Source organism: Brevundimonas sp. (genome assembly GCF_046299535.1).
Lineage (GTDB): Bacteria > Pseudomonadota > Alphaproteobacteria > Caulobacterales > Caulobacteraceae > Brevundimonas.
This window is the reverse complement of sequence record NZ_JBKBIB010000002.1, coordinates 144,421-157,804: the sequence shown is the minus strand read 5'-3', so window position 1 is coordinate 157,804 and position 13,384 is coordinate 144,421. Positions and strand designations below refer to the sequence as shown.

Below are 13,384 nucleotides of genomic sequence, written 5' to 3'. Positions count from 1 at the left end.
CCGTCCGTCCGGGCCCCGCGCGGACCGTTCGGCGTGTCTGGATTCCCCGCTCAAGGCGGGGAATGACGGCAGGGCCTGCTCCCAATCCCCCCATTTCCCGCCCCCCAATCCCTTCCCCCGCAACGCCCCGCCGATTTTTTCCGCCTTTTTGCGCCCACCCCTTCCGGGCGCCCTTATCCTGTCCGGTCATCCTCAACCGTCTGAGGGAGGGCCATTGCACCCTTGCACCCCGTTGCACTGTTTTTCAGGCGCGCGGAGATGGGCCCCCGTTGCACTCCCGTTGCACTGTTTTTCGCGCCCGGGGATGCAAGGCGGCGCCGTTGCACTGTTGCACTGCCCTTGCACTGTTTTTTCCGGGGCGCGGCGGCGGAGCGGCGTTGCACCCCCCTTGCACTCCGGTTGCACTGTTTTTTCGCCCGGACCGGTTTCGCACAATTCGGACTCTGTTTTTCCCGGCGCCGCGCATGAAAAAGGCGGAGCGCATGGCGCCCCGCCCTTTCCATCTGTGGTTGTGAACCGGATCAGAACCGGGCGGTGAGGCCCAGCTGGTAGAAGCGGCCCATCAGGTCGTAGGTGCCGACCCCGACGGTGTATGCCGGCGGCTCCACGTCGAAGACGTTGCGCACGGCCAGGCGCGCGGTCACGTCGCCCATGCCCAGGCGCTCGCCGAAGCGGTAGCTGAAGGACACGTCGTTCAGGTAGTAGTCCTGCACGCTCAGGGGCTGGCGCTGCTCGGGGCCGTCGGTGTTGCTGAACACCGACTTGCCGATGTAGCGGGTCGACCACAGCATCGAGAAGTCATCCAGCTGATAGCTGGTGTCCAGCTTCCAGCGGTTGTCCGCGTTGCCGATCAGGTTGCGCTGGTCCACCTCGTCGAAGCCCAGGCCCGTCACCGACACGTTCTGGTTGAGAACGCGGAACATGTCGAAGTCGAAGCCGATGCGGCCGGGGTTGTCGACGCCGTAGAACAGGCCCGGCAGGTCCGCCAGGTCCAGCACATAGTCGATGCCCAAGGTCCAGCCCTCGAAGTTGCGGTAGCCGGCGTTCACATAGCCCGTGGTCGGGCCCGTGCCGTTGGCCGCATCCGCCGCGCCGAGGATCTGGCCCGCCTGCGCGCCCGTCGTGCCCCGCTCGAAGCGGCCGCAAACGTCCGCCGGGGGCTCCGGCGAGTCGTAGCAGACCTGCAGGATCGAGGTCAGGTTGAAGCTCTCGATCGAGTTGCTCAGTTCAACCTGAACCCAGTCCGCCGTCAGGGCCAGGCCCGGCACGAAGCTGGGCTGATAGACGAAGCCGATGGTGGTCTGGTCGGCCAGTTCGTTGACCAGGTCCAGGTTGCCCGAGGTGGTGCCCTGGACGGTCGCCGCCTGGACATTGGAGGTCAACTCGAAGTCCGTGGGCAGGCCCAGGGCCGCGAACTCGGCCTGACAGTTGGCCCGACGCGCCGCCGGGTTGGGCCCGGCGTCGATGTTGCGGAAATCGCAGGGATCCGTGGCCGTCATGAAGCTGGTGGCCTGGGGCAGGAACAGCTCGGTGATGGCCGGGGCCCGGAACGACTTGCCCTGGGTGGCCCTGATCATCAGATCGTTGATCGGGCGCCAGCGCAGGCCATAGGAATAGGCGTCATCGCCCCCGGCCAGCGAGTTGTCCACGTCGCGGTACGAGCCCTCGAACTCCAGGCTGCGCATGCCCGGGAACGACAGGTCGCCCCCGAACACCGGGACCAGCACCTCGGCGTACCACTCGCGGGTGGTGTACTCGCCCTGCAGGGGCGTGATCGCTGCGCTGCGGCCGATGCCCTGTTCCTGCGCCTCGTTGGGCTGGAACGAGGACTCTTCCTTGCGATACTCATAGCCCACGTTGAAGCTGGCCGTTCCGGCCGGAAGCCGGATCAGGTCGCCGCCGAAGTTGGCTTCATAGACCGTCTGCTTGATCTCGAAGTCGCTGCGGAACTCCACCCCGACCCAGTCAAGGGCCGCCTGGTCCGGCGCCCCCTGGCCGAACAGGTTCAGCGGCACGCATCCGGCGGCGCGGGCGTCCGGATCGGCGCAGCGCGGCTGGCCGTCAGGACCCGTCTCCACAGCGATCGCCTGGACGAAGCGGCTCTGGATGACGTTGGGGCTGGTGAAGAAACCGTCCACCACGCCGTGGTTGGCGCCCACGTTCCAGAAGAAGTTCCGGTCCGCCGCCTGGAAGTCGCCCGCCAGGTTGATGACGCCGCGCACGGTGTCATTCTCCGAGCTCGTCTGGTTGTTGCCGATGTCCACCGACGCGCGCGACAGGCTGAACAGCACGTCGCCCGGGTTCAGCGGGTCGGCCTCCAGCGGAACCGGCTGGGCCAGGATCTGGGCCCGCGTCTCCGGGGACAGGAACGGGTTGGCCGTGGACATGCGCAGCATGCCCGAGGGCGCGCCTACCCCGCCGAACAGGCCGGCGTTGTAGATCGGCTGGTTGAACGGCTCGACCGCCTTGCTGCGGTTGAACCACAGCTCGCCTTCCAGACGCACGTTGTTGGTGATGTCATACCGGCCGAACAGGGTCGCCACATGACGATCCACCGGCGAGACCAGCGAGGTCAGCTCCGCCAGGTTCATGCCGTCGCCGCCCGAGGCCACCGACGCCGCGTAGAACACGCCGGTGTCATACGGGACCAGGGTGCCGTCTGGCGCAAACTGGGCCGCGATCCGCTGGCCCGGATTGTTCGGGTCCTCGATGGTCAGGATTTCCGACAGCCCGATGCCGCCCGCACGGAACGGCAGGCCGCCCAACGTCACTTCGGGAATGCGGCGGTCGGTGATGGGGGCGGACGCGGGACGCCCATCGTCCGGACCGGTGTTGAACGGATTGACCGTGTTGATGAGCTGCAAGGAGGTGCGGGCGCGGTCCGTGTACCCCAGGGCGCTCGTCTCGGAATACTCATAGCTGCCGGCCAGATTGGCGCGGCCGTCCATGAAATTCCGGCCGGCCGTGACGCGGGCGCGCCACTGGTCGCCATCGCCGCGCTCCGACACGCCGTACTCGGTGTTGAACTCCAGCCCGTCGAAGTCGGTGCGCATGATCACGTTCACCACACCCGCCACGGCGTCAGAGCCATAGACCGCGCCGCCCGTCGCCTGGACGGTTTCCACGCGATCGATCAGGGCCGAGGGAATGACGTTGAAGTCGACCTGCCCGCCCGGCGCCGCGCCAGTGAACAGCGATGCCGCGTTGCCGCCGACAAAACGGCGGCCGTTGACCAGCGTCAGAGTCCGCTGTGTGCCCAGATTGAACAGGTTCACATAGTTCCGACCGACGCCGAACGAGCCTTGGTCGCCCGATGCGTTGATGGGCGTGCCGGTGATCGGCAGCTGGCTGATGGCGTCGCCCACATTGACGATGCCGCGCTCCTGAATGTTGTCGCCGCCCAGCACCTGGATCGGCGCCGTCGCGGTCAGGTCCGATCTGCGAATCCGCGAACCGGTGACGACGATCTCGTCAACCTCCGTGACGCCCGGCCCTTCGGCCTGCTGCGCCATGGCGGCCTGCGGCGCCAACGTCGCCAGAGTCAGGCCCGCAACTATAGTGCCGCTAAGCAGGAAGCTTTTATTCGTTCTCATTAAATTCTCACACAACAGAGCTATCTACGCTTCAGTATGAAGCGAGAGATGGCGCAACTTCGCCTCATCCGTAGCGCTATCGTGCAGTCTATAACCCACCCTGTTCAACCATATATGGGCCGGGAATCTGTCGTCATATTGTCACTGGTTACAAATATACAACATTATCAATGGCAAAGCTTGACCATTTAGATGACATCATGTCGCCTCATATAATATATCGTCGATTTTTTCGTCCCAATTTTCTTAAATCTTTCATGCGCCTGCCATTGCCTGGCGGCGCACTCTTTGCCCAAAAAGTCCGCCAATTTTTTGAACCATTTGAAATTTCAGCGATTTGTTCCCTAGCCGGCGGCGATTAATTTCAGCCTGTTTTTCGACGTGTTTGGTCAGGTCGCCAACCGTCCGAACCCGCCAACCTCCGCAGACACACCGCGTCCAAGCCGCACGATTCCAGCGCCTTGACGATTTTCCACAGAGACTTTCGCCCACGCCTTCGGCGAGGTCCCATCCTGTCCGTCCCCATCAAGCCACAGGAGGTGCATGAAACGCGGAGGCCGTGACTGGACTGATTTCGAGTCGTCGTCTCACCGACTGCCGCCCTGGCGGGCCAGCCTTGCCATGCCGGTCCGTTGCACCCCGTTGCACTGTTTTTCGCATCCGGAGTGCAACGTTAGCATTGGCCTCCCCCCTCCCGGGGAGGTCCGCCCCCGCCCGCCGGATTCCAGCAATTCAGACAATTCAGACACTCTTTTTTCCGGTGTCAGGGTCTGAAATCTACCGGCAGAACGCGCGCCCGCCCGTCGCCTCCAGGTGCAGGTGGTCGTGGTGGAAGGCGTTGTAGTCGGGGCTCAGGACGGTGCCGAAGATGCGGCAGGCGTCGTCGCGGATGCGGCGCAGGAAGCGGGCTTCCGGGCCTGTTCCGCTCCAGTCGCCGGACACGGTGATGCGGCGCCCGTCCCTCAGGCGCACGCCAGAGAAGTCCAGGGCGGCGGCCAGACCGTGGGCGCTGGGCCGGTTGCCCGCCACATTGTTCACCGGGCGGCAGGCGTAGGTGCCGAAATGGTCAATGGATACAACGTCTTGACCGAAGATTTCGCGGGCGGCGGGCTCCACCGACTGGCGCCGCCAGATGCTGATGGCCAGGGCCGTCTGGCAGGTCACGGTCGGGTCGCCCGGGGTCATGCGCGCCACCGTGCCCATGTCGGGCCCCAGGGTGCCGGCGTCGTACAGGCCGCAGCTGCCGGTGGTGGCCCGGTCCGGCTGGGGGCTGAAGCGCACATTGGCCGCCGACAGCTGGGCCAGGCAGCGCCCCAGGTTCGCCCCCTCGCCCAGCACCGCGTTCCGGGTCCGCCCGTCGATGGGCCGGTCGATCAGCACCTCGCTGATGGACGCCGGCGGCGCCCCTGACGGCGTCGGCGCCGGGCGCGGCGGCGGGGTCCCGTCCGACAGCAGCCGGCTGCATCCGGCCAGGGCCAGCAGCAACAGCAGGGGAAGGGACGCGCGCATGAAACCTCCGGGAGTGAGTCGGGTGCAGCTTACCATCCCCCTAGCCGTCCGCCTCCCGGGTCACTACCTTGGCGTTCATGGCCCGTTCTCGTTCCAAATCCGCCAAGCCCGTCCACGCCCCGGGGGTGTCTGACATGTCGGGGACCTTCGTGCACGACGCGTCGAAGAAGCGTGGCAAGGACCCGATGTTTGCACCGATCACCGGCCCGCGCCTGACGGCCGAGATCGCGCCCGGCGTCGACGCCGACTGGACGCCCCACCGCCCCTCGCGTCCCGACAAGCGGGTGAAGACGCCCTTTCGCATGGTCGCGCCCTTTGAGCCCGCCGGCGACCAGCCCGCCGCCATCGCCGAGCTAGTCTCCACCGCGGAATCCGGCGAGCGGGACCAGGTGCTGCTGGGCGTCACCGGCTCGGGCAAGACCTTCACCATGGCCAAGGTGATCGAACAGACCCAGCGTCCCGCCCTGATCCTGGCCCACAACAAGACCCTGGCCGCCCAGCTCTACTCCGAATTCAAGAGTTTCTTCCCGGATAATGCGGTTGAATACTTTGTATCGTATTACGATTATTATCAACCAGAAGCATATGTTCCACGAACAGATACATATATTGAGAAGGACTCAAGTATAAATGAGCAGATCGACAGGATGCGGCACTCGGCGACGCGGTCGATCCTGGAGCGGGACGATGTGATCGTGGTGGCGTCGGTGAGCTGCATCTACGGCATCGGCTCGGTGGAGACCTATACGGCCATGACCTTCGACCTGAAGGTGGGCCAGACCATCGACGAGGCCAAGCTGCGGGCCGACCTGATCGCGCTGCAGTACAAACGCAACGACGCCGCCTTCGACCGGGGCATGTTCCGCAAGCGCGGCGACACCCTCGAGATCTTCCCGGTCCACCAGGAGGACCGCGCCTGGCGCGTCAGCCTGTTCGGCGACGAGATCGAGTCCATCGCCGAGTTCGACCCCCTCACCGGCAAGAAGACCGCCGACCTGGAGGAGGTCACCGTCTATGCGGCCAGCCACTATGTGACCCCGCGCCCGACGCTCAACCAGGCCATCACCGGCATCAAGGCCGAGCTGAAGGAGACCCTCGACTGGATGGTCGAGAACGGCAAGCTGCTGGAGGCCCAGCGCCTCGAACAACGCACCCGCTTCGACCTGGAGATGATGGAGGCCACCGGCTCCTGCGCCGGCATCGAGAACTATTCCCGCTGGCTGACCGGCCGCAGCCCCGGCGAGCCCCCGCCCACCTTCTTCGAATACATCCCCGACAACGCCCTGCTGTTCGTGGACGAGAGCCACGTCACCATCGGCCAGATCAACGCCATGTTCCGGGGCGACTACCGGCGCAAGGCGACCCTGGCCGAATACGGCTTCCGCCTGCCGTCCTGCATCGACAACCGCCCGCTCAAGTTCGAGGAATGGGACGCCATGCGGCCCCAGACCGTCCACGTCTCCGCCACCCCCGGCCCGTGGGAGCTGGACCGCACCGGCGGCGTCTTCACCGAACAGGTCATCCGCCCCACCGGCCTGATCGACCCGCCGGTGGAGGTGCGCCCGGTCTCGAAGGACGGCTTCTCCCAGGTGGACGACGTCATCGCCGAGGTGAAGGACGTGGCCCGCGCCGGCTACCGCTCCCTCGTCACCGTCCTGACCAAGAAGATGGCCGAGGACCTCACCGAATACATGCACGAACAGGGCGTGCGCGTGCGCTACATGCACAGCGACGTGGACACCATCGAGCGCATCGAGATCCTGCGCGACCTGCGCCTGGGCTCATTCGACGTGCTGGTGGGCATCAACCTGCTGCGCGAGGGCCTGGACATCCCCGAGTGCGGCCTGGTCGCCATCCTCGACGCCGACAAGGAAGGCTTCCTGCGCTCGGAGACCTCCCTGATCCAGACCATCGGCCGCGCCGCCCGCAATGTGGACGGCCGCGTCATCCTCTACGCCGACCGCATCACCGGCTCCATGGAGCGGGCCATGGCCGAGACCGACCGCCGCCGCGAGAAGCAGCAGGCCTGGAACGCCGAACACGGCATCACGCCCGAAAGCGTCAAGTCCAACATCAAGGACATCATCGAAAGCCCCTACGAGTCCCGCGCCCTGGACAAGCTCACCGCCCCGGGCGTCAAGGAGGACTCAAAGCCCTTCGTCGGCACCAACTTCCAGGCCGCCCTCAAGGACCTGGAATCCCGCATGCGCGAGGCCGCCGCCAACCTGGAGTTCGAACAGGCCGCGAAGCTGCGCGACGAGATCAAGCACATGAAGCTCATGGACCTGGAATTCGCCAACGAGGCCCTGACGGGGGCGGGCGAAACGGTGGACAAGGACGCGCCGAAGCGGGACCGCGCTGCGGCGCGCGCGGCGTCGGCGGAGGCGTTCAGGAAGGGAAGGTTGTAGGGGTTATCGCCAACCGTGGGCCTGATAATCCGCCTGCACGGCTACGATTGCATCGAGGACGGCCACAAACTGGCTGAAGTCGACCGCACCTGGGGGCTGCTTGGCGACGTAATCCGCCAGCTTGGCCTTCCCGAAATGGGTGGCTGGATTGAGTCCAGTGTTACCCTTGTGGAACTTTTTGCCGTTCAGGATGACGCCCGTGACCGCAGGCTTGAGGAAGGACTCAATATCAGTCATCGCGCCCCCCTGCAGAGGAAGCGGCACCACGTATAGGTTTCCGTGGATGTGATAAAATTGGGCGGTGCCGTCCACCTTGGTAGCTTTGGTGACCGTGCGGACAACACTGAAAACCGGGCGAGCTCCGGTGTCATTGTCAACAAGGATGATGGCTGGTGCCGTCGGACGCGGCGCGGAAAACGCCAAAGTTGAGGACTTGTATCGCGGGATTAACGTCTGCAACTCGCCCGTACCACCGCCGAGTTCCTGAACCACTCTCGTGGTTTCATTACGCTTGAACAAATGGGGTATTAATGCGGTATTGCCTGCAGCAGTTGTTGCTAGGCTCGGGTAGGAGCCGGCTAGAGCCCTAATCGCGGCCCGCAAGTAGACGTTGTCAGTCTTGCCTTCTGCGAGAATCGTCGGCCGCTGGATCCCATAGAAATATTTATAGTCTAGGAACTGCCTATATAGGCGATATAGGCTAGGCGGTTTCTCGTTCCTCCAGTCATACGATGGCCTGTTCCCATCCTCGTCCTTTGGAAATTTAACATTAAACGCGTAGGACAGCCTTCCGTGCAGGGGTTCAAGCGCCCGACTTGCGTTCGGCGTCTTGGTGCCAAATGAGTAATCGTATTTTCCAGTTCGGAATAGCCTATCGCACATCGCGCGAGTTTGCTTTGAATACTCTTCCGGGACGTTCACGATCTGATTGACTATCAATCCAGTGACCATCTGTCGTGAATCACGCATCGACATTCGTGACTTCGCGGGATTCAGGTCAAATCCTGCCCGCCGTATGCGAGATTCAAGCTCTGCACCGGCCGTCCAACGTCCCGAACCGCTGGGGTCAGGTCTTGCGATCGCAAAAGGGAAACTTCTTAGGTTCGTTGAAAAGCTCAAGTCGTCTGCATATCGCGTGTATGTACAGCCGTGGCGGGAAGCCAAATTCGCAAGATGAACGTCGAGGATGTTGCCTATCAGATTTGATATTACCGGAGATGACGGACTGCCTTGGGGCAACTCGCCATTGCGGCAAGCTATCTGAGCTAGGATCGTCGCGACCTTAATCGGGAGTTGAAAGTCGCGATTATGACTAAAGTAGCCCCGGACCCGTCCAAAATTTATTGATGGAAAAAATTCAGCGAGATCAGCGTTAAATACGAAGCGCCGATTTCTATGGCGCTTTGCGTTTGTGACGATAGAGAACCCTTTTCGAAATCCGTGGGATAGAACGCATTGATCTTCTATCTCCTTTTTCTCTGTAATCTCTCGAAGGCAGAGCGTCAGATGTTCAGCGAGCCTCTTTTGGACGAGCTTGAGTTCTTCGATCGGCGCGTGGATGGTTCGAGTTCCTCCACTTCGCTTTGGGATTTCAAACTCGTAGTATTTCGCTTGGTCATCAATCTTGTAGATTACGTACGATAACCCGGATGGCTTGAAGCCTAGCAGGAGGGCCACGTCCGCCAAAGTCGAGCACCGCCGAAGGCGATCTAGAGCTGTCATTTTCAGTCTTGGAGAAAGGGCTTGCGGATACTCGTTGGCAAACCAAGGGTTTACATAGAAAGCGTATCGTCGCGTAGGGCATTCAGTGGAACGTCCCGATCAACTGCCCCGAAGCAGGGCAGCAAAATCTATCCGCAAGCAGTCGCTACCCTAGGTGGCGATTCTCGATATGTCACCCACTGAGCGGCAATCTGTAGGTTGTCGGCGTGCCTGCCGACGTCGCGGCGCGCCTGCCTTGCCGCAGCGCCCGCCGAAGCGGCACTCCCTGACCACTCGCCCCTCACCCTTTCGCGCAGAGAGCAGGCGGGGCTGACCCCTGACCTGCGACCCGCTACGGTGGGAGATGGGGCAGGACGACAATCACTGGTGTGAGCTGGGCTTCGCCGAACCGGCCGTCGCCTTCAGGGGGCCGACCCAGACCGCGTGATCCGTCACCGAGGCGTGGATGGCGCTGCACGGCTTCTGTCCCGCCTGCGCCGCCGACCGCCTGCCGCAGTTGCCGAACAACGCGCCCGTCGCCGACTTCCGCGGTGACGACTGCGGCGAGGAATATGAGCTCAAGGCCAAGCGCGGAAAGCTGGGGCGCTCCATCCCGGACGGCGCTAGGCCGAAATCGTAGATTTCGGCCCACTCAAAGAGCCGATTTCCGAGGAAATCGGCCGCGCCATGACGGCCCGACTGGCGGCGGCGAACAACCCGAACCTGTTCGCCATGAGCTATGACCGCGCCGCCGGGCGGGTGACGGACCTGATCCTGGTGCCCCGTCATGTCTTCACACCCGCGATCATTCAGGCCCGCAAGCCGACCCACCCGAAGGGGCGGAGCAATCCCTGGGTGGGCTGCAACATCCTGATCGGGCAGGTCCCGGCGTCCGGCCGCATCAGCCTGATCCGGGGCGGCGTCCCGGCGCCCAGGGCCGAGGTTCGCGCCGCCTGGGCCGCCACGGGCTTCCTGCGTGACGCAGACCTGAAGGCGCGCGGCTGGCTGCTGGACGTGATGCGGTGCGTGGAGGACCATACCGCCCGCGCCGGCCGCCCGGACTTCGTTCTGAACGACATCTACGCCTTCGAGGCCCGGCTGTCGGCGCGGCATCCGGCCAACCGGCATGTGCGGCCGAAGATCAGGCAGCAGCTGCAGGTGTTGCGGGCTCCCGGGTCAGACCCGGGACGGCTGGCTGGCGTTCGGGGAGCGGCGCGGGACGTATCGGCGGTCCTGACCCTTTCCCGAAGAACATTGTTCATTGACGTCGCCTGAGTCGGCGAGCAGCCTCCGTTCGGGAGGAGAACCACATGCACAAACTCTTGCTCGCCGCCGTTTGCGCGATCGCCGCCGCCGCCCTGTCCGGCTGCGGCACGCTGGCGCCGTTCAGCCCCTATGAAATCGGCGCCAGGATGAACGGCGAATATCTTGAAGCCGACGGGGCCTGGCGCGACCGTTTCAACAGCGCCTCGACGGCGCAAGACCGCGCCAATCTCGCGCGAGAGCTCGCCTTCATGCTGCTCGGCCGGAGCGACCGGAAATGCGAAAACTACCTTGTCGGCATCAGCTCGGGCCGCAACGCCTTCGGGGGCTCGCTCGACCTGCTTTCGATGGGGCTGGGCGTCGCCGCGACCGGCGCTTCCAGCCTCGGCTCGGCCACCGAACTTGCCGGCGGATCCAGCTTTATCCAGTCGCTGCGCCAGACCTCGGACTCGCGCCTGTTCGCCAACCACGACACTGGCACGATCTACAGGGTGGTGCATCAGGGCCGTGCGGTCGAGCGCCAGGCCCTGATGACGGCCATCGCTGGCGGCCGCTTCGACACCTGGGGTCCCGAGGCGATCGCCGCGGTGGTCAACGCCTATGACGTCAAGTGCGGGGTCAACTACGCGAACAGCCTGATCCGCGAGGCGGTCGAAAACAACGCCGGAAACCTCCAACCCGCAATCCTGCTCCCCGGCGACGAGGCCGGCGGGGCAGTCCCGGAGACCGAAACCGAAGTGAACGACGACGCCTGAAACCTCTTCTCTTCCTTCCACCTTGACCGGGAAATAGCGCCCCGTGCACCGGAGCCAGGCGGAGGTTCTGTGCGCGGGGGGATGAGGGGTGGCGACCACCGGGCCCTCACCCTGCGCGCGCCCCGGTGAAGGGAAACCACGCCAATCCTCCCCCATGGGGTTCGCCGAGCCCTCCCCACCCGACCGGCGCTGCGCGCCGACCACCCTCCCCGAATGGGGAGGGAGAAGGGATCGGGGATGCGGATACACCCCCTCCACCATGCTGCGCATGGTCCCGTCGTCGGATCGGCTCCGCCGCTCCTCCTCCACCCCCAGAGGGGGAGGATACGTCCGGTTTTGACGTTTCGGCGCCCCAGCCTGACCGGCATGGACGATCCGTACGACATGCCCGGGCGCAGGCCCCACAAGATCCGGTGCGAGGAGACCTGGGCCGAGATCCGGCGCGGGTGGGAGCGCGGGGAGACGGGCGCGTCGCTGGCGCAGCGGTATGACGTGGGGCTGGCCAATCTGTGGCGGCGGCGGGCCTCCGAAGGTTGGCGGCGGCAGCGGCCCGAGGACCCCGCGCCGGAGCCGGTGGAGGGCTGGGACAAGCGGGCGCAGCGGGCGATGGAGGCGTTCCTTTATCAGCGGGAGGAGACCCGGAAGCTGGCCGTCAAGCTGGCCGAGGCCATGCAGGGCGGGCCGCTGGACGATGTGCCCCTGTGGCATGCGGGCTTCGTGCTGGACTGGCGCGCCGAACGGCTGGGGCCCGAGGTCGCGGCGGCGGACCGGGACTATATGAGCAAGCACGAATGGACCCAGGCGTTCTGGGATCAGGAGGGCCGGCTGAGACACCTGTTCCGGCTGGACGAGGCGACCCTGGAGGCCAATCGGGAGGCGTGGCGGGAGGATCAGGGAATTCCGCCGGGGAAGGCGGAGGCGTGGCCGTGAGTGTCGCTTCCTTCTCCCCCTGAGGGAGAAGGGAGGGTCTATGAAACCGCCGGGCGAACCGGTGCGTAGATGAGGTGTTGTCCACGGGGCGCGCGCCGGCGCGGCCGATGTGAAGGATCGCCCATGCCCCGACTGTTTCCCACCCCCTGCCCTGCCCTGATGCGCCGGTTGCGGCGCGGGCTGGCCGTGGCGGCGGGAGGCGTGCTGATGGCCTGTTCGCCGGGACCGGCGGACGGTCAGGCCGATCGGACGGAGGCGGCGCGGCCGGACACGCGCGGGCTGGACGCGGCCATGGTGGAGCGGGCGCTGGTTGAGGCGCGGGGGCTGGACCGGCTGCATGCGGTGATCATCGCCCGTGACGGCGAGGTGCTGGTGGAGGAGCGGCTGCGCGGGCCGGGGCTGGACACGCCGGTGAACATCAAGTCCGCGTCCAAGAGCGTGCTGTCGGCCCTGACCGGGATCGCCATCGAGCGGGGCGTGCTGGAGGGGGTGGACCAGCCGGTGGCGCCGGTGCTGGCGGCCGATCTGCCGGCCTCGCCCGACCCGCGACTGTCGGATCTGACCGTGGGGCACCTGCTGTCCATGCGGGCGGGCTTGGGGCGCACCTCGGGCGACCAGTACGGGCGCTGGGTGACCAGCCCCAACTGGGTGCGGCATGCGCTGGCGCGGCCGTTCGAGGATGAGCCGGGCGGCCGCATGATCTATTCCACCGGCACGTCGCACCTGATGTCGGCGGTGCTGACCCGGGCGTCGGGGCGCAGCACCCACGCCCTGGCGGTGGACTGGCTGGGCGAGCCGCTGGGCGTCCGCATCCCGCCGTGGCCGCGGGATCCGCAAGGGGTCTATTTCGGCGGCAACGACATGCTGATGTCGCCGCGGGACCTGCTCAGGTTCGGCGAGCTGTACCGGCTGGACGGGGTGATCGACGGGCGCCGCATCCTGCCCGAGGGCTGGGTCGAGGAGAGCTGGCGCAGCCGGGGCGTGTCGCCGTGGAGCGGCAACGGCTACGGCTATGGCTGGTTCACGCGGCGGTCCGGCGGGCGCGACGTCCACTTCGCCTGGGGCTATGGCGGGCAGATGCTGTTCATCGTGCCCGGCCTGGACCTGACGGTGGTGATGATCTCGGACCCCAATCCGCACCCCCGGGCCGAAAGCCACCTGCCCGCCCTGCACGCCCTGATGGACCGGGACATCATCCCGGCGGCGGTGCGGGGCGCCTGACGGC

At 65.3% G+C, this 13,384-nt stretch carries 8 protein-coding genes and 1 pseudogene; 6 read left to right on the top strand and 3 right to left on the bottom strand.

Annotated elements, in window-relative coordinates:
* Positions 1–521 precede the first annotated feature (521 nt).
* Positions 522–3,593 (bottom strand): TonB-dependent receptor domain-containing protein, encoded by a 3,072-nt coding sequence (locus ACK4FB_RS02265; protein WP_409747403.1) that lies wholly within the window; start codon positions 3,591–3,593, stop codon positions 522–524.
* A 777-nt stretch (positions 3,594–4,370) separates the two neighbouring features.
* Positions 4,371–5,102: an extensin family protein gene (locus ACK4FB_RS02260; protein ID WP_409747401.1), complete on the bottom strand. Its 732-nt coding sequence runs from the start codon at positions 5,100–5,102 to the stop codon at positions 4,371–4,373.
* Between the two features lie 77 nt (positions 5,103–5,179).
* Between ACK4FB_RS02260 and uvrB the strand changes: the two genes are divergently transcribed.
* Positions 5,180–7,510, top strand: a complete 2,331-nt coding sequence (uvrB, locus tag ACK4FB_RS02255; RefSeq protein ID WP_409747399.1) for an excinuclease ABC subunit UvrB — start codon at positions 5,180–5,182, stop codon at positions 7,508–7,510.
* Positions 7,511–7,513: 3 nt separating this feature from the next.
* Here the strand turns inward: uvrB and ACK4FB_RS02250 are convergent, their stop codons facing one another.
* Positions 7,514–9,232, bottom strand: coding sequence for a retron Ec67 family RNA-directed DNA polymerase/endonuclease (locus tag ACK4FB_RS02250; RefSeq protein WP_409747397.1), 1,719 nt, complete (start codon positions 9,230–9,232; stop codon positions 7,514–7,516).
* 442 nt (positions 9,233–9,674) lie between these two features.
* On the opposite strand from ACK4FB_RS02250, the pseudogene ACK4FB_RS02245 reads away from it, so the two are divergent.
* From ACK4FB_RS02245 to ACK4FB_RS02225, 5 genes and pseudogenes are all read left to right on the top strand, one after another.
* Positions 9,675–9,851 (top strand): annotated as a pseudogene (locus ACK4FB_RS02245) (DpnI domain-containing protein); the annotation flags it as partial.
* Positions 9,852–9,898: 47 nt separating this feature from the next.
* Entirely contained in the window at positions 9,899–10,486 is a 588-nt protein-coding gene (locus ACK4FB_RS02240; RefSeq protein ID WP_409747395.1) for a DpnI domain-containing protein, read from the top strand.
* Positions 10,487–10,533: 47 nt separating this feature from the next.
* Entirely contained in the window at positions 10,534–11,229 is a 696-nt protein-coding gene (locus ACK4FB_RS02235) for a hypothetical protein (RefSeq protein ID WP_409747393.1), read from the top strand.
* Between the two features lie 336 nt (positions 11,230–11,565).
* The gene (locus ACK4FB_RS02230) at positions 11,566–12,159 is read left to right on the top strand and encodes a hypothetical protein (RefSeq protein WP_409747392.1); all 594 of its coding nucleotides are present in this window, start codon (positions 11,566–11,568) and stop codon (positions 12,157–12,159) included.
* A 123-nt stretch (positions 12,160–12,282) separates the two neighbouring features.
* The gene (locus ACK4FB_RS02225; protein WP_409747391.1) at positions 12,283–13,380 is read left to right on the top strand and encodes a serine hydrolase domain-containing protein; all 1,098 of its coding nucleotides are present in this window, start codon (positions 12,283–12,285) and stop codon (positions 13,378–13,380) included.
* The last annotated feature ends 4 nt before the right edge of the window (positions 13,381–13,384 follow it).

Coding starts and splice junctions, on each gene's coding strand:
- ACK4FB_RS02225 (WP_409747391.1), top strand. CDS start 12,283: ATGCCCCGACTGTTTCCCACCCCCTGCCCTGCCCTGATGCGCCGGTTG.
- ACK4FB_RS02260 (WP_409747401.1), bottom strand. CDS start 5,102: ATGCGCGCGTCCCTTCCCCTGCTGTTGCTGCTGGCCCTGGCCGGATGC.
- ACK4FB_RS02240 (WP_409747395.1), top strand. CDS start 9,899: ATGACGGCCCGACTGGCGGCGGCGAACAACCCGAACCTGTTCGCCATG.
- ACK4FB_RS02265 (WP_409747403.1), bottom strand. CDS start 3,593: ATGAGAACGAATAAAAGCTTCCTGCTTAGCGGCACTATAGTTGCGGGC.
- uvrB (WP_409747399.1), top strand. CDS start 5,180: ATGGCCCGTTCTCGTTCCAAATCCGCCAAGCCCGTCCACGCCCCGGGG.
- ACK4FB_RS02250 (WP_409747397.1), bottom strand. CDS start 9,232: ATGACAGCTCTAGATCGCCTTCGGCGGTGCTCGACTTTGGCGGACGTG.